Source organism: uncultured Actinomyces sp. (assembly GCF_963542285.1).
In the GTDB taxonomy this organism is placed as follows: Bacteria; Actinomycetota; Actinomycetes; order Actinomycetales; family Actinomycetaceae; genus Pauljensenia.
Map to the genome: position 1 here is coordinate 1 of NZ_CAUTWQ010000018.1, position 15,590 is coordinate 15,590.

20 protein-coding genes are annotated in these 15,590 nt (G+C 57.1%); 13 read left to right on the forward strand and 7 right to left on the reverse strand.

Annotated features, from left to right (window positions below; translation table 11 throughout):
• On the reverse strand, positions 1-1,721 hold a 1,721-nt coding region (locus tag RW023_RS07185; protein ID WP_315580549.1), incomplete at its 3' end, for a molybdopterin-dependent oxidoreductase.
• A 68-nt stretch (positions 1,722-1,789) separates the two neighbouring features.
• Positions 1,790-3,163 carry a nitrate/nitrite transporter gene (locus RW023_RS07190; protein WP_315580550.1) on the reverse strand — a complete coding sequence of 458 codons (1,374 nt, stop codon included), beginning with the start codon at positions 3,161-3,163 and terminating at the stop codon, positions 1,790-1,792.
• A gap of 164 nt (positions 3,164-3,327) precedes the next feature.
• Between RW023_RS07190 and RW023_RS07195 the strand changes: the two genes are divergently transcribed.
• From RW023_RS07195 to RW023_RS07205, 3 genes are read left to right on the forward strand one after another with little or no spacing between them, the layout of a single operon-like run.
• The gene (locus RW023_RS07195; RefSeq protein ID WP_315580551.1) at positions 3,328-3,897 is read left to right on the forward strand and encodes a MogA/MoaB family molybdenum cofactor biosynthesis protein; all 570 of its coding nucleotides are present in this window, start codon (positions 3,328-3,330) and stop codon (positions 3,895-3,897) included.
• Between the two features lie 4 nt (positions 3,898-3,901).
• Positions 3,902-4,912, forward strand: a complete 1,011-nt coding sequence (gene moaA / locus RW023_RS07200) for a GTP 3',8-cyclase MoaA (protein WP_315580552.1) — start codon at positions 3,902-3,904, stop codon at positions 4,910-4,912.
• Between the two features lie 8 nt (positions 4,913-4,920).
• Positions 4,921-5,223, forward strand: a complete 303-nt coding sequence (locus RW023_RS07205) for a MoaD/ThiS family protein (RefSeq protein ID WP_009408050.1) — start codon at positions 4,921-4,923, stop codon at positions 5,221-5,223.
• Positions 5,224-5,326: 103 nt separating this feature from the next.
• Here RW023_RS07205 and RW023_RS07210 read toward each other — a convergent pair whose 3' ends face one another.
• On the reverse strand, positions 5,327-5,752 hold the full coding sequence (locus tag RW023_RS07210; protein ID WP_315580553.1) for a molybdenum cofactor biosynthesis protein MoaE: 426 nt from the start codon (positions 5,750-5,752) through the stop codon (positions 5,327-5,329).
• A gap of 40 nt (positions 5,753-5,792) precedes the next feature.
• Here RW023_RS07210 and RW023_RS07215 point away from each other — a divergent pair, with 40 nt between their 5' ends.
• From RW023_RS07215 to RW023_RS07235, 5 genes are read left to right on the forward strand one after another with little or no spacing between them, the layout of a single operon-like run.
• Positions 5,793-6,551: a HesA/MoeB/ThiF family protein gene (locus RW023_RS07215; protein ID WP_315580554.1), complete on the forward strand. Its 759-nt coding sequence runs from the start codon at positions 5,793-5,795 to the stop codon at positions 6,549-6,551.
• Between the two features lie 49 nt (positions 6,552-6,600).
• A complete protein-coding gene (gene glp, locus RW023_RS07220; protein ID WP_315580555.1) occupies positions 6,601-7,851 on the forward strand; it encodes a gephyrin-like molybdotransferase Glp in 1,251 nt (416 codons plus the stop codon).
• Between the two features lie 46 nt (positions 7,852-7,897).
• Entirely contained in the window at positions 7,898-8,383 is a 486-nt protein-coding gene (gene moaC, locus RW023_RS07225) for a cyclic pyranopterin monophosphate synthase MoaC (RefSeq protein ID WP_315580556.1), read from the forward strand.
• On the forward strand, positions 8,362-9,003 hold the full coding sequence (locus RW023_RS07230) for an NTP transferase domain-containing protein (RefSeq protein WP_315580557.1): 642 nt from the start codon (positions 8,362-8,364) through the stop codon (positions 9,001-9,003). Before moaC ends, RW023_RS07230 begins: the two co-directional genes overlap by 22 nt.
• Entirely contained in the window at positions 8,996-9,562 is a 567-nt protein-coding gene (locus RW023_RS07235) for a YbaK/EbsC family protein (RefSeq protein WP_315580558.1), read from the forward strand. The genes RW023_RS07230 and RW023_RS07235 overlap by 8 nt, the downstream gene beginning before the upstream one ends.
• On the opposite strand, the gene ndk is transcribed toward RW023_RS07235, so the two are convergent.
• From ndk to RW023_RS07250, 3 genes are all read right to left on the reverse strand, one after another.
• Positions 9,559-10,029: a nucleoside-diphosphate kinase gene (ndk, locus tag RW023_RS07240; protein WP_315580559.1), complete on the reverse strand. Its 471-nt coding sequence runs from the start codon at positions 10,027-10,029 to the stop codon at positions 9,559-9,561. The genes RW023_RS07235 and ndk overlap by 4 nt on opposite strands.
• A gap of 299 nt (positions 10,030-10,328) precedes the next feature.
• Positions 10,329-10,994 carry a hypothetical protein gene (locus tag RW023_RS07245; protein WP_315580560.1) on the reverse strand — a complete coding sequence of 222 codons (666 nt, stop codon included), beginning with the start codon at positions 10,992-10,994 and terminating at the stop codon, positions 10,329-10,331.
• A gap of 110 nt (positions 10,995-11,104) precedes the next feature.
• Positions 11,105-11,905, reverse strand: coding sequence for a nitroreductase family protein (locus RW023_RS07250; RefSeq protein WP_315580561.1), 801 nt, complete (start codon positions 11,903-11,905; stop codon positions 11,105-11,107).
• A 212-nt stretch (positions 11,906-12,117) separates the two neighbouring features.
• Here RW023_RS07250 and RW023_RS07255 point away from each other — a divergent pair, with 212 nt between their 5' ends.
• The 3 genes from RW023_RS07255 (at position 12,118) to RW023_RS07265 (ending at position 13,852) form a co-directional block, all read left to right on the forward strand.
• A complete protein-coding gene (locus RW023_RS07255) occupies positions 12,118-12,474 on the forward strand; it encodes a pilus assembly protein N-terminal domain-containing protein (RefSeq protein WP_315580562.1) in 357 nt (118 codons plus the stop codon).
• Positions 12,475-12,651: 177 nt separating this feature from the next.
• Entirely contained in the window at positions 12,652-13,410 is a 759-nt protein-coding gene (locus RW023_RS07260; RefSeq protein WP_315580563.1) for a GntR family transcriptional regulator, read from the forward strand.
• A 160-nt stretch (positions 13,411-13,570) separates the two neighbouring features.
• A complete protein-coding gene (locus RW023_RS07265) occupies positions 13,571-13,852 on the forward strand; it encodes a hypothetical protein (RefSeq protein WP_315580564.1) in 282 nt (93 codons plus the stop codon).
• Here the strand turns inward: RW023_RS07265 and RW023_RS08410 are convergent.
• On the reverse strand, positions 13,845-13,958 hold the full coding sequence (locus RW023_RS08410) for a hypothetical protein (RefSeq protein ID WP_399499486.1): 114 nt from the start codon (positions 13,956-13,958) through the stop codon (positions 13,845-13,847). The two genes, RW023_RS07265 and RW023_RS08410, sit on opposite strands and share 8 nt — an antisense overlap.
• Before the next feature lie 791 nt (positions 13,959-14,749).
• Here RW023_RS08410 and RW023_RS07275 point away from each other — a divergent pair.
• Both RW023_RS07275 and RW023_RS07280 read left to right on the forward strand, forming a co-directional pair.
• Positions 14,750-14,998, forward strand: coding sequence for a helix-turn-helix domain-containing protein (locus RW023_RS07275; RefSeq protein WP_315580585.1), 249 nt, complete (start codon positions 14,750-14,752; stop codon positions 14,996-14,998).
• A gap of 32 nt (positions 14,999-15,030) precedes the next feature.
• Positions 15,031-15,531: an IS3 family transposase gene (locus RW023_RS07280; RefSeq protein WP_315580566.1), complete on the forward strand. Its 501-nt coding sequence runs from the start codon at positions 15,031-15,033 to the stop codon at positions 15,529-15,531.
• The last annotated feature ends 59 nt before the right edge of the window (positions 15,532-15,590 follow it).

A 15,590-nucleotide genomic window follows, 5' to 3' on the forward strand; every position in this document is an offset into this window, starting at 1 on the left:
TCGGAGTGGTAGTAGTGGTTCGTGCCGGCGCCCATGAGGATCATGGAACGGCCCTGCGTCTCAACCGCGTTCTGCGCGAACTCGCGGCCGATCTTGATGGCTGCGGCGGCGGGAACCGAGGTGAACTCCTCCTGCCACGCGGGCGTGCCCGGCGTGGAGGCGTCCATGTAGTCGGTGGGCCACTCACCCGGCAGGCCCTCACGCTCGACGGCGTACTGGGCGAGCAGGATGTCGAACACGGTCGTCACGAGGCGTCCGTTGACGCGGCGCGCGGGCACGCCACGCAACACGTAGCCGCCGCCGACCGAGGACTGGCCGGAGGCCGCGGGCAGGTCGAAGCGCGGCAGTGCGATCAGGGCGGCTTCCCACTCGTCCGTGTCCATGATGGACATGACGGGCTCGACGCCGTCCAGGTTGAGGTTCCAGTGGCCTGCGCCCTCCTCGCCGAAGCGATCGGCGAGCGTGCCGCCCGGGTCCTTCACGGTGCCGTCGGCCTCGATGACGAGGGGACGGAACTCGTTGTTCTCGGTGCGCTCGGTCGTGCCTGCGGGCATCTTGGCGGCCGTCAGGAACTTGCCGGGGACCAGGGTCGTCGGGTCGATGCCCTCGTGGGCGCCCTCGCCGACCTCGTTAATCTCCACCAGGAACGGGGAGTCGGTGTAGCGCTTCATGTAATCGAGGAACATGGGCTCGCGCTTGCCGACGTGGAATTCCTTGAGGATGACGTGACCCATGGCCTGCGCCAGGGCACCGTCCGTGCCGGGCTGGACGCGCAACCAGTCGTCCGCGAACTTCGTGTTATCCGCGAAGTCCGGGGACACGACGATGACCTTCTGGCCGTGGTAGCGGGCCTCGGCCATGAAGTGAGCGTCGGGGGTACGGGTCAGCGGCAGGTTCGAGCCCCACATGATGAGGTACTGCGAGTTGAACCAGTCGCCGGCCTCGGGCACGTCGGTCTGGTCGCCGAACACCTGAGGCGAGGCTGGGGGCAGGTCCGCGTACCAGTCGTAGAAGGACAGCATGGTGGCGCCGATGAGCTCGTGGAAGCGGGAGCCCGCACCGTAGGAGATCATCGACATGGCGGGGATGACCGAGAAGCCGGCGATGCGGTCGGGGCCGTACTGCTTGATCGTGTGCACGTAGGCGGCGGCGACGATCTCCATCGCCTCTTCCCACGACACGCGGACCATGCCGCCGCGGCCACGCTGCGACTTGTAGGCACGCGCCTTCTCCGGGTCCTCAACGACCGCGGCCCACGCGTCGACGGGATCCCCGAGGCGCTTCTTGGCCTCGCGGAACATGTCGAGCAGGACGCCGCGCACGTAGGGGTACTTGATACGGGTCGGCGAGTACTCGTACCACGAGAACGCCGCGCCACGCGGGCAGCCGCGGGGCTCGTACTCGGGCATGTCAGCGCCGGTTGACGGGTAGTCAGTCTGCTGGGTTTCCCAGGTGATGACGCCGTCCTTGACGAAGATCTTCCACGAGCACGAGCCCGTGCAGTTCACGCCATGGGTGGAGCGCACGATCTTGTCGTAGCTCCAGCGGTCGCGGTAGAAGGAGTCGCCGTCGCGGCCGCCCTCGAGGAAGAGCTGGCGCGCGTCGGCGGACGCCTTGCCGCGACGCAGCCACGAGCCGAGCGCGAACAGGGTCGCGCCGGTCGCGGGCTTGACCTCGCCGCCGTAGGTCGGGAAGGTCATATCGGATTCGAGATTCGTCATGGGTTGCTCCTAAGAGTCGATTGACGAGGTAGTGGCAGGTCCGCTGGCACCACGCAGTGCCGGGTGGATCAGCCGGGGAACGGGGCGTTCTTGCGCGCGTACATGACCCAGCACAGGACCGAGCACAGGGCGCAGAAGATGGCGCATCCGAGGAAGAAGGCCCAGGCGCCGCCGGTGCCGACCGCAGAGAGGGCGACGCCGACGAGGAAGGGGCCGAGGGATGCGATGGCGGAGGTGAAGCCGATGGCGCCGCCGGCCTGGCGGGCCGGCATGATCATCGGCATCTGCTTGAAGGTACCGGCGTTGCCGAAGCCGGAGAACAGGAACATGGTGAGCATGAGCGCCATGAAGATGTAGAAGTCGTTCCAGCCTGTGGGGTTGTACAGGACCCAAGCGATGCCGGCCAGGGTGATGGCCATGCCGACGCCGGAGATGAAGGTCCAGATGGCGCCGCCCATGCGGTCGCAGAAGACGCCCCAGGACATGCGGATGATCGAGCCGATGAGGGGGCCGAGGAAAGCGAAGGTCGCGCCCAGGACCGGCAGGCCGAGGGAGGACTCGCGGCCGAACTGGTTGTTGATGAGCAGGCCGAAGACTGCGGAAAATCCGGAGAACAGGCCGAAGGTCATCACGTAGAGAATGGTCATGTACCAGGTGTTGGGGTTGGAGAAGATGTCCAGCTGCTGCTTGATGTTGGCCTTGACGGGAACGTCGCGCAGCCAGATGAAGGCGAAGATCGCCGCGAGGATGCACCACGGGATGAAGAATTCCGCGGCGTTGTAGACCCAGATGTTCTCACCGACATGGTCGCCGGACACCTGCTTCTGCGGGGCCAGCCAGGTCATACCGAAGAGGCTGAAGCCCATGAGGATGGGGCCGACCAACTGAATGACGGACATGCCGAGGTTGCCAATGCCGCCCTGCAGGCCGAGCGCCGTGCCGGACAGACGCTTGGGGAAGAAGTAGCCGGTGGAGGCCATGTAGCCAGAGAATGCGCCGCCGCCGATTCCACACATGAAGGCCAGGGTCAGCAGGACCCAGTAGGGGGTGGTGTTGTCCTGGACAACGTAGAACCAACCCAGCATGGGGATCACGAAGAGCAGTGAGGTGATGCCCACCATCTTGCGTGTACCGATCACCGGGGGCAGGAACATGTAGACAAGACGCAGAAGGCCTGCGGCCAAGCCGGGCAATGCGGTCAACCAGTAGAGCTGAGAAGCACTGAGGTTAAATCCAAGAAGCGTCAGCTTGGGCGCAATGGCGCTCGGCAGGAACCACACACAGAAGCCCAGAATGAGCGAGTACGTGGTGATGATCAGCGTCCTCCACGCAAGCTTCGAATCCCACTTTTCAGGGTTGTTCGGGTCCCAATCTTGAAGGACATATTTACTGGCTCGTTTTTCCGCGGGCGCAGCTGACGATTCAGCATGTGAGGTAGTCATTGACACTCTCCCTTTCCTACCTAAACGCATACTTGTCGCTAATATATAAGGGACAACTCGTTCTAATTGAGAATTACGCGAAATTACGCGAAAAAGCTTGCAAGAACGTCAATTTCTGTCAACTGTAAAAACCCCATTTAAGGACCTATTTCGGGAGGTTTGTTTTGCGTAATAGTTCTGACGCTCAGCCGGTACATCCCGACCCCCATGCAAAGATTCAGCAGAAGGGTTTGCAGAAAATGGAGGGAACTGTCGCAGGTGCGGTGATTACCGCTTCAGATCGTTGCTTCCGCGGAGAAACTGAAGATAAATCCGGGCCTCTGGCCGCTGCTCTTTTGGCTGATTGGGGCGTTATTGTCGATCAGGTCCGCGTTGTCCCCGATGGCATTGCTTCTGTACGAAATGCGATCCTCGATGCAATGGCTCAAGGCGCGCGCGTCATCGTGACCACCGGCGGAACCGGCGTTACGGATCGTGACCTCACTCCCGAAGCCACCGCTCCCCTTCTGGACGCACGCATGGACGCGATCGCCATGCAGATTGCGCAGGTCGGCTTGGTCAACACCCCTCTCGCTTCACTCTCTCGTGGCCTTGTCGGCGTCAGTCGGCAGGGCGAAACTCCGTGCTTCATCGTGAACGCACCGGGGTCACGCGGCGGCGTGAAAGACACGATTAGCGTGATCGGTCCGCTGGTCCCTCACGTTCTTGAACAGCTCGACTTGGTTACTGACTGATTTGATGTACGAACCTCTTCTTCTGGACACCTTCGGTCGAACGGCCACAGATCTGCGTATCTCGGTCACCGATCGATGCAATCTTCGCTGCGTATATTGCCTGCCCGAAAAGGTGACGGACTGGCTGAAGCGCAGCGACCTTTTGCGTCCAGAAGAATTCCGCCGCTTGGCAAAAATCGCCGCAACCCTTGGCGTCACCCAGGCGCGCATCACCGGCGGCGAACCGCTCTTGCGCCCCGATCTTCCCCAGATTGTCGAGGCCGTTCGCAAGGGCTTCGAAGACGCCGGGGTTGAGCCGGACTTGGCCTTGACGACGAACGGTATTGGACTCGATCGCGTCATCGATTCCCTGGTAGACGCTGGTCTTCAACGTCTCAATGTGTCCATCGACAGTTTGGATCCGGTCCGTTTCGCTGAGCTTTCGCGTCGCAACCGCTCAAGCGATGTCCTTCGCGCCCTCGATGCGGTCGATGCATCCGCACTTCCCGGAACCGTCAAACTCAACACTGTCGTCGTTGATCAGCAGTCCCTGGCGGAAATCCCTGCCTTGGTGACCTTCGCCTTAGAACGCGGCTATCAGTGGCGCGCCATCGAATTCATGCCAATCGGCCCTTTGGCTGCTTCTTTCTCTTCCAGACCAACGGCGCACGATATCCAGCGTGTTCTTCGCGAGTCCTTCGAGCTGACCGATGTCATTACCGCAGCCTCGGAACCTGCGCGCCGATGGTCGGTCGCCCCCAGCGACACCCATCCGGGAGGCATCATCGGCGTGATCGCCTCGATGACGTCCCCCTTCTGCGCCTCATGCACCCGAACTCGCCTGAGTGCAGATGGAAAGATCTATTCCTGTCTATTCAGTGTGGACAGTGTTGACTTGCACGCTCCCATGCGTGCGGGTGCAAGCGATGAAGAATTAGCCGAGCTATGGAAGGATGCCATGTGGGCTAAACCCGCTGGTCACCAGCTTCTCGCTCCGGTCCCCCAGTCCTATTCCATGTCGAAAATTGGAGGTTGAAAGTCCCCATGAGGATCACGATCCGTTATTTCGCCGCCGCGAGCGCTGCAGTTGGCACAGAAAGCGCAGTGATCGAGGTTGCGGACGACTCAAACGAAACAGTCGTCGACCTTGTTCGTCGCTCAACTGATCGCGATATCGACGATCTTCTGGCGGCCTCGTCCTTCCTGGTGAACGAAGAACTTGTTGACGCTCAGGCAACTCTTGCCCAAGCCTTGGGAGCTTCATCCCTGAGCGACGAGGCCGTGGTCTCCGTCGCCGACCGCAGCGGGATTCGTCTTGACGTCCTTCCGCCTTTTGCGGGTGGCTGAGATGCAGAATCGGGCTGAGCACACTGCTCGGCCCGATTTGTTATTTAACGCGCGGCGCTTTACCTAGCGCCTCTGACACTGACAGTGACACGGTATATCCGAATTACGGAGTATTGCTCCACTCATTGTGACCATCGCTGAAATACTGATCTTTCCAGATCGGCACGCTGACTTTAATGTCGTCGACAATTTGACCGCACAGCGCGAAGGCTTCCTTGCGGTGGGCACTGTCGACGACAACAAGCAGCGCGACGTCCCCAATTTCTAGGTGTCCCACGCGATGACGGACGTAGATGCCATCAACCTCGGGATTTCCCAGTGTTTCCAGTGATTTTTCGACACTTGCACGAAGGAACTTGGCGGCCGCGGGGTGAGCGGAGTACTCCAAGTAGTGGACTCCTTCACCACCATCGTGATCGCGAACAACACCCTCAAAAACGACGCGCGCACCCGAATGAGCTGGAATAAGGGGTACTTCCCCCGAGCACATCTCCGTTGGAACAGAGACAATATCGGTATCAATAATCACGGGACTCCCCTTATTTAAATGGTCGTGAAGGGACATAGACATGGTAGCGCAGCGAGACATTATGACCGCTCGTATCCCCGGAATCGGTGAGAGCGGCATCGAAAAGATCCGCGCTGCGAAGGTCCTTGTTGTCGGTGCCGGCGGCTTGGGATCGCCCGTCTTGGCCTATTTGGCGGCAGCGGGGATTGGAACGATCGGCATCTCCGACCCGGACAATCTGGAGGAGTCTAACCTCCAGCGACAAGTCATTCACGGCGTCGCACGCTTGGGAATGAATAAGGCCGAATCCGCCAAGATGACTGTCCTTGCACTCAACCCCGATATCCAGGTCAACATCGAACCGAAGATTATTGATGGCCAGAGTGATGAGACCGTTGCGGCCTACGACTTCGTTGTCGATGCGACCGACAATTTCACCGCAAAGTACGCAATTTCAGATACCTGTGCACGCGTTGGGCGCCCGCACATGTGGGGCACTTTGGTATCAATGTCCTTCCAGGCTTCGCTTTTCACCGATGGCCTGACTCTTCGCGATGTCTATCCCGAACCCCCCACCGTCGAAACGATGAGTTCCAAAACCGTCGGCGTTCTGGGTGCCGTCTGCGGGCAAGGCGGATCGGTCCTCGCCACAGAATGTCTGAAGTGGGTCACCGGAGTTGGTGAGCCCTTAATCGGGCGTCTGCTCATTGTTGATACGGCTGCAGGTCGCTGGAACGTCGTCCCATTCAGGCCTCGAACCACCCCTGCAAAACTTCCCTCGGTAACTCCCGCCGAAGCCACCCCCGAACCTATCGAATAAGCCATAAACTGAGCCATGGCCCCATGCGGACCGCGCGAAGGAGACTACGATGCAACTTCTTGAAGACTATTTGAACTCCATCTTGGGGCGTGTGCACCCCCTCTCCCCGACCGAGCTGCCCATCGATCAGGCACTTGATCATGTCCTCGTCGATGATCTTGTCGCGCGCTTTGCAGTCCCGCCTTTCTCAAATTCGGGAATGGATGGCTATGCACTTCACCTCGATCACGATCTCGAGGCTTCCCCTGAGAACCCCTTCACCATCGCGGTCGCTGGCGACATCGCGGCAGGAGATAACGGGACCCACGTTCTTGAACCCGGTACCGCATGGCGCATCATGACGGGCGCTCGCATTCCCGAGGGTGCAAACACCATCGTTCCCGTGGAGCATACCTCCGAGGAACCCGGTCCCCATCCCCTCCCCGAAAGCATCAGCATCTACGCCCCCGCAAAGGTGGGAGCTCACGTGCGCCATCAGGGCGAGGACTGCTCGCCCGGAGACGTCATTTTGCATGCCGGTGACGTTCTCACACCCGCAGCTATCGCCTCGGCAGTATCGGTTGGTTACGCAAGCGTAAAGGTCTACCCCAGCCCCCGCATCGCCATCGTCTCAACGGGTGACGAACTACGCGCCCCAGGCGAAGAGCTCAAGGGCGCTCAGATCCCTGATTCAAACTCAGTGATGATCGCTGCGCTGGCTCGCCGCGCGGGTGCCCAAGTGACGGGAATTTTCCACTCCAACGACGACCCCGCTCACTTTGCTGAAGTTTTGCGTCAGGCAGGTGATGTCGCCGACCTCATCATCACCTCGGGAGGCGTCAGTGCTGGAGCCTACGACGTTGTCAAGGAAGTTGGCTTGGGTAAGGGAGTTGACTTCGTGCGCGTCGCCATGCAGCCCGGGAAGCCGCAGGGCTTCGGCGTCCTTCAGGCAAGTGACGGACGCGATGTCTACTTGGCGACTCTACCCGGAAACCCGGTATCGGTCTTCGTCTCCTTCCATATGTTTGTTCGCCCAATTCTGGCCGAATTCACCGGTCTCAACGGGCGCGAACTACTGCGTCCCATTGTTGTCACCACACCAAACGGCTGGATTTCCCCCGAAGGTAAGCGTCAGTTTGTACCGGTCATTCTTTCTGAACCCGATGGCCCAGAACAGACTCCGATTGTGGTTCCGACACACAGGTTGGGTTCGCGTTCTCACCTTGTTGCCTCTTTGCATTCGGTGAACGCGCTGGCGATCGTCCCCGAAGATGTCACTTCGGTTGAACCCTGGTCGATCCTGACTGCGGTTCGAGTCTGATCACTTTTCCATTCTCTTCCCGTCAAACGAGCGCCGAAAGGCTGACATGAGCGAATCCAGTCCATTCACTCACCTCACCGAGCACGGTGAGGCACACATGGTTGATATCACGGCGAAAACACCGACCGTGCGTCAGGCGCGAGCACGTGGTTTTGTCGAGTGCTCACCAAAAATCATGGCGGCTCTCCGTGATGATTCGGTCCCCAAGGGCGACGCTCTTGCAGTCGCACGAATCGCGGGAATTCAGGCCTCGAAGCGCACTCCCGAGCTACTCCCCCTGGCTCACCCGATCGCCGTTCACTACTGCGCGGTCGATCTGTCACTGGCCGAAGATGGGGTGGAGATCCGTTCGACCGTTCGAACCGCAGATCGAACGGGCATCGAGATGGAAGCTCTGACCGCCGTAACCGTCGCTGCACTGACCATCATCGACATGGTGAAGGGCATCGATAAGTTAGTTGCGATTCGCGAGTGCTATGTCGAAGAGAAAAGCGGTGGTCGGAGCGGAACATGGACTCGCTCAGCGCGTTAATTGTCCTGGGCGGAGGCGACGGAAAGCGCCTGGGCGGAGCGTCAAAACCGGACTTGGTCATTCAAGGTCGGCGAGCACTGGAGTGGGCGCTGATTTCTCAGCCGAATATTCCGCATGTGTGCGTTGTTCCTGAAACGGTCACTGTTCCCAGCGATGTTATTCGGGTGATGGAAGATCCGCCGAAATCCGGACCTGCGGCCGGGTTCTTGACCGGTGTCGATGCAGTGAGGCGGATCCTTGGGGATGCTTGCGCGATGCCGCGCTGGATTGGTCTGCTTCCCGTGGACGCTCCCCTTGCATCGCTGTGCTTTCCTCGCCTTCTCGAGGCCGTGGCTCATTTGGCGGCGCAGGGAAAGCAGGTGGATGGCGTCAGTGCATGCGCCGATGGTTACCGTCAAAATCTCATCGGAGTTTTTTCGCTCGAGGCAGTGAGTCGCTTCCCCGCAAGTGAGTGGGTGAATCGTTCGATGCGTTCCCTTCTTGCCCAGCTCAATACCGTTGATGTCGAGGTCCCGGCATCGTGGGTTGCTGATATCGATACTCCCGTTGATTTGCAGCGCGCGCAGACATACGCAATGGACGGGGAGCTTTGCATAGAAGGAGAAAGCTCACGTGAGTGAATCGATTGAAATTCCCGGTTCGGGGAGTTTAGAGACGCTTCCAGCTCTGGAGCACCTCAACCTTGTGGCTGAGCCAGTCGCGCGTGCGCTCACGGCGCTCGAAGCGGCCAACCCCGCGGTGGCCTCGTTAGCGCGAGTAAGTGAAGTTGACCCGGAACTGGCTGATACGGAAGTTCTCACCCAGGCTTTCGGGATGGATCTTGCACTGTCTTCGAATTGTATTTTGGTTGCGGGCAAGCGCGCGGGTGAAGAAAGAATCGCAGCGTGTGTTGTGCGCGCAACGACCAACGCTGATGTGAATCACGTGGTGAAGAAGCTTCTCGACGTACGAAAAGCTTCGTTTTGGCCGCAAGAACGCGCAGTCGAGGCCTCGGGGATGGAATACGGAGGGATCACTCCGCTTGGCATCCCCGAGGCCTGGCGACTGTTGATCGATTCGCGTTGCGTGCAGGGATGGTCCTGCATCGGCTCGGGACTGCGCCGCTCAAAGCTCTTTGTTCCCGGAGAGCTCCTTGCTGCGCTTCCCGGCGTCGAAATCGTGGAGGGCCTTGGGTTTTAGTCGATTTCAGGGAACCAAATCTGAATCTCACGAAGGGCAGATTCTGCGCAATCTGAACCGTGGATGATGTTCTCCATGTTCGGGGTATCCCACGCGCGACCCAAGTCACCGCGAATCGTACCGGCAGGCGCAGTTGTCGGATCCGTTGATCCCATCATGGTGCGCATGCCTTCAATGACGCGCTGGCCTTCAACAATGATGGCAACCAGCGGACCCGCACTCATGAAATCAAGAAGCCCTTCAAAGAATGGCTTACCCGCGTGGTCACGGTAGTGCTCTGCGAGGAGTTCGCGCGAGGCAACCATGATCTTCAGACCCTTGATAATGTAGCCCTTCGCTTCAATGCGGCGCAGGATCTCACCGGTCAAACCGCGGGCGTAACCGTCTGGCTTAACGAGGATGAGGGTGTGCTCCAAAGAGGGATCCAACAGGTGCTGACGTGTAATCAGAGCGGAATCGGCGCTCACAAAATCTCCTTTGCTTGAGTGAGGATGCTTCAGCATAACCGGCGATGGGTCGAAAGTCATAGCCCTACATAACAAACGAAAAAGGACTGACCGCCGTGGTCAGCCCTTCTTCGTTATCCCATCAACACAGAGCAGTCTTCCCAGAAAGTCTTCCGGAGAGATACGAGCAACTTCCATCGCTCGTTGTCTGATGCAGATAGTTTATGAAGTCTTACTGCAAGAAAAACGCGCGTTTACTGGGACTTTTCTGAACGAATTTTACGAAGTGTCAACTTCGCTACCAGAGCATCTACAGCCACTTATAAATTCGCGTCATTTTGCTGAGAAAAATGATCTTCTACAAATGCTGGGCCTTCATAACCATGCCGACCAAGAGTTTGGAAAATATCGTCCATAATCTGCGACGGTTCCAGCAATCCCGCGGAAAACTCAGGGTGCTTAATTTCGATTGCCGCAAATCCGGCAGGGTCGGAAACTGGCTGAGTATCGTACTTTTCTCCCAGAAGACGGTTGACTTCTTCCAGATCGGATGGGGAACCGAAAATCCAGGTCGTTGCGGCAGGTCCTTCGCTTGAACGCCCAAGGTAGAGGCGCATCAGCACAACCTTCTTGCCAGCACGCGGGAAACTCTCACCGACACGCGTGAAAAGATGAAGGTCCAAGTCCCCCATTGAGCCATCGACGAGGCAATATGCATAAGCACCAATGCCCCGGACGCTCAAGGCATCAGCAAGAATTCCCAAGAATTTATCCGGGAAAGCATCTTCTTGGAAGTAGATTCCTTCACCGCGTTCGGGGGCATGCTCGCCCATGATTTTGATGGGTAGTCCCGCCTCTTCAAGAGCCTGCGCGACTAAAGAAATGTTGTATTCGGGGAAGGGATGAAGAATTGCGGCATTTTTTCCCAGTCTTTCGACGAAAACATAGGTCGAGAATCCCAACTCTTTTGTAATCTGCGTGCTCATTCTTCCTCCTCTAACTCCCCTTCAAAAGTCATATCCGCTCAGACATACAAGCAAAAAATTACCGAGGCCGGGAAAGACCCAAGGGCACGCCCGACCTCGGCAATTCTCAATCAGTTCAAGCACAGCCCCTGAGAGTGCAAAACCTCAAGGACGGGCGCGGTATCAAAGGTATCTGGCAGGCCCATCTGCTCGCTAATCTGCTGAGTGAAGGCATTGGTCGCGCCCAGGCCAGCCTTACGCAGTTCGTAGTATGCGCGCACGTCTTCGTCGTACTCGGCAAGCTCCTCGAGATACGAACCCTCGACCACCGGGTAGGCGTTCTCGGAAACAGCAAGGTGCTTGGGCAGACGAGGCCGGTACGGGGGATCTTGAAGCGGGCGGCCAACCAAGAGGCCCAGAATCGGGAAGGTCATGCGCGGAAGCTTCAAGAGTTCAATTGTGCGCTGGGGTCCTCTCAGAAGAGAACCGAGGTAGACCGTGCCCAAGCCCATTGATTCGGCGGCAACTTCCATATTGTGTGCGGCAAGGACCGCGTCTTCCATTGCAGCAAGGAAGAGGTTGGTCCGCTGCAAGGGAGCGATATCCAAGCCAGCTTCTTCACGGATGCGCGCATTGCGGTACAGGTCAACGACGAACATGAAAAGGTCGCCCTTGGAAGTGCCCACATAGGGCTGCTGCGCAACCTCGGCAAGCTGATCGCGCAAGGCTACATCGGTCACGTGAATGATCGAGAACTGCTGACGGAATGACGAGGTGGGGGCGCGACGCGCAACATCAATCAGTGCATCGCGGTCCTGTACGCTCAGCGGAGAGTCCTCAAACTTTCGGATTGTGCGGTGCGCACGCAGCACATCAATCGTTGGATTGGTCACTCCAACTTCGGGGACCTTGCGGTAGTCATCGGCCTGCATTTTTGCTCCTTTGGTGGCGACGCTTGCTCTTATTGTCCGTTTTTCGGCTATTTTTCGCCAGTGCATCCCACTTTTGCATCAACCACAGATCGTCTTCGCCCCGAGACTTTGGCAGCGTTGCTTGATCACAATTTGGTCGCAGTTTCGGTGCAAACTTCCGAAATGTGGAGTCTGAGATGGACGCTTTTCCGAGGATGGCTAGACTGAGGATCATGCGTAAATCTCTCATTGCAACAGTATGCATTGCCGTCATGGCAGCAAACGGCCTCGCTGCTTGCTCCAGCGGCCCTCAGTCAGCAACCAACGAAAAGGTCATCACTAAGGATCCCGCAACGGTGACTCAGACGGGCGTCACTCTTCCCGAGAAGCGCGACCTTGAGTTCAAGCTCAACGGTGATGCATCTAAGGCCAAGGTTGAGGTCGCTGACACCGAGGTCGCCGAGCAGGTCAAGGGCTCTAAGAACCTCCGCGTCCACCCCAAGAAGGTCGGTGAAACCACTCTGAAGGTCACCGATGCCAGCGGCACCGAATACACAATCCCGCTTGAGGTCGTTGAAGGTGACAACTGAGTCTCAAGTCGATTCACACTTTCTCCCGGGGAATAGGGCATACCTGTTCCCCGGGATTTTTGCCATTTCCATAGATTTCGCAACAATCTGTACGAAGATGCGGAGAACATCTATTGACCTTTAGAGTGTGAGTCACCTAACATGGGCGCCTGTCAGCAATGCGCAAAGGAGCAACAGGTGACCAGCATTTCTCCTCCGGTATATGAGCAGATCGCCCAGGCACTCCGACGTCAGATTCTGGATGGCGATCTTCCACCCGGTTCCAGACTTCCGTCCGAAAGTATTCTCTGCGAGCGCTTCTCCGTCACGCGCGGCACTGTACGCCGCGCTCTACAGGTTCTGACCCATGAAGGACACTTACGCTCATACCAAGGCAAGGGGACTTATGTTACTGCACAGGATGACAAGAGAATTCTGTGGGGTTTCGGTTCACTGACAGACCGCCTTCAGGGAAGCAGCGACCAGGCACGTGCTCGTGTTATTGAGCACGGAGTAGTCACCCGGCAAAATCGCCCATTCCTACGGCTCAAGCGACTTCGCTTGATCGAAAGCAACACTGGCACATTCCCCGTTAGCCTTGATCTGTCGTTCATTCCGATCGACCTACTGCCCGGTATCCAAGATATCGACTTCACAGATCTGTCCATTTATCACGTTCTGCGTGACATCTATAAAAGCTCTCCAAAGTTCTCCGTTGTCTCACTGCGTGCCCAAAGCATCGACCAAGAAACCCGCACGATCCTTGGCGAACCGGCGGGAACCCGCTGCCTTCTCCACCTCACGGGCTCTACCTACGACCACAACGGGGCATGCATCGAGGAAAGCGAAGTCACCTACTCAACTCGGGTGCAAGCAACCTTGACCATCGACCAGGTCAGGGGCCACGCAGAACCGGTCACTCTCAATGAATCAGCATCCACCAGAGGCAGGTTCTAGCCTTCCCACTCATACAAAAATCCCGGGGCGCAGTTCACAATAACCCCCTGGGCAAACTCCACGAGCTAATATCAAGGGGTATGCACCATTTGAGGAGCTCACAAGGAATCGTTTTGTTGATGCTGCTTATAGTGCTGGCTTTGATGCAGGTACGGGGGCTATGAAAACAACGTTGCAGTATGGTCCTGAACAAATGATTAAGGGACAGCCCTGGGAAAAGGATAAGTTCTTTGAAAAGGTCAGAGAGGGTGCGATTAAAGATTTTTCAAAGTCATATATTAAGTCTTCCGTAAAGATAAGTCCGGAGACTGCGAAGACGTATCGGGACAGGGGCCAATGGTATGCATTCCAAACTGCTGATGCATTTAATAATCCTGCAGGATTTCTGGATCGAACAGTTGAACGACTCTTTCCGGTTGAGTTGATGGCAAGGGTTAAGTGACAATGATGTTTATAGGCAATATTAAAAAATTAATACATAGTTTTATGCAAAAGGTGTGGGAGGATCGTTTTCCGATTATTTTTATAATTTGCTTAGCTATGCTCATGATTTTCTTGTATGTATCTAATAGGGTAAATATAAAAAATACTTACGAGACATGCACTATTCAATCGATAAAGACAGTTGACCGGGGCGGGACAGTCGCGGGATATAACGATGTTGCGCCTGTTGGTGTTTTGGAAACGAAAGAGTGTGGAACACTTCAGATGGTAGTCGCACCTCAAGGGTATACGGTTCCTAGTTATCTGGAAACAATTAAAGTAGGAATAAAATATAAAGCGTATAAATCATCTAGTACATCGGATAAGAATACAGATTTCAATGTTCTTCACTTAGAGGAGATTGATAAATGACTGCTCCTGAAATTTTATAGATGTATATTTCATGGATGTTATTATTTTGATGGGTGTGGCTTGGATCGACTTCATGGGGTATTTATTATTTTGTGACTATATACCTTTTGCTGAGTCAAAAGTAACCCAATAAAGAAAGCCCCTGGGCTGAGAGATTTATGAACTGCCTCCCGTTTCTTGGACATCGAAATTGAAGTCTAGGGAATGGGAGGCTTTTCATGTCTGTGGATCTGGGGTTGAGGCATGATCGTTTGCTTCGGGAGCAGGCGGTGGAGATGTTTGAGAGGGGGATTGGCTATGGCTTGACTGCCAAGAGGCTGGGTGTGCCTGCTGAGGCCGTGCGACACTGGCAGAAGATGTACCGCGTGATCGGGAGGGGCGGGCTTCTTGCCATGGGCAAGTATAGCGAGCCAGATACGACTATGAGACCAAGGTCGCCGCAGCGGCGGCCGTAGTTGACGGTGGGATGAGTAAACCTGAGGCGATGGTGCATTTCGGTATTGCGAGCGCGACACCGTTGAAGCAATGGTGCAGGCTGTACCGTGAGGGTGGCGCGCAGGCGCTTAAGCCTAAGCCTAAGGGCAGGCCGAAAGGGTCGGTGCGGGCGGTGCCACCAACGCGTGAGGAGGAACTCGAGAAGCGTGTGCGCAAGCTTGAGGCGCAGGTGGCGTACCTAAAAAAATCGATTGCCCTGAAGGCGCAGAGGCGCTCCCAAACCGGGACAAAGCCCTAGCGGTCGCCGAGCTTTCAGGGCACGGACACGCGGTGCGTGATCTGCTCGAAGCTGCCGGCCTTGCCAAATCGAGCTACTACTACGCGCTGGCTCACCCCCAGCAGCCAACCAGAGTACAGCTACGTCCCAAGGTCGCCCAAATCTTTTCACGAACCCCCAACGGGTGCGGTCACAGGCAGATAGCGATGTGCCTGCGCGCTGAGGAAGGAGAACGCATTGCCGACAAGACGGTCTTGAAGATGATGCGTCAGATGGGGCTGCGCTGCGGCATACGCCGCGAGACGAACTACCACAGGTACAACTCCTACAAGGGGGACGTGGGGCAAAGCTTCAAGAACATCATTGGCCGCGACTTCACGGCGACCGGTCCCTGGCAGAAAATGGGTACCGACGTCACCGAGTTCAAGCTCTCCTTCGGTAAGGCCGACCTCGCCACCTACATCACACACTGGAACACAACACGACGCCAAGTAAAGCTCAAGGGCCTGACCCCGGCAGAATACCGGGATCAGGCCCTACGGGAAGCCGCATAACGGCTACCATTAAACGCGTCCAAGTTTCGGGGCGCAGTTCACACCTGACCCCGGGACTT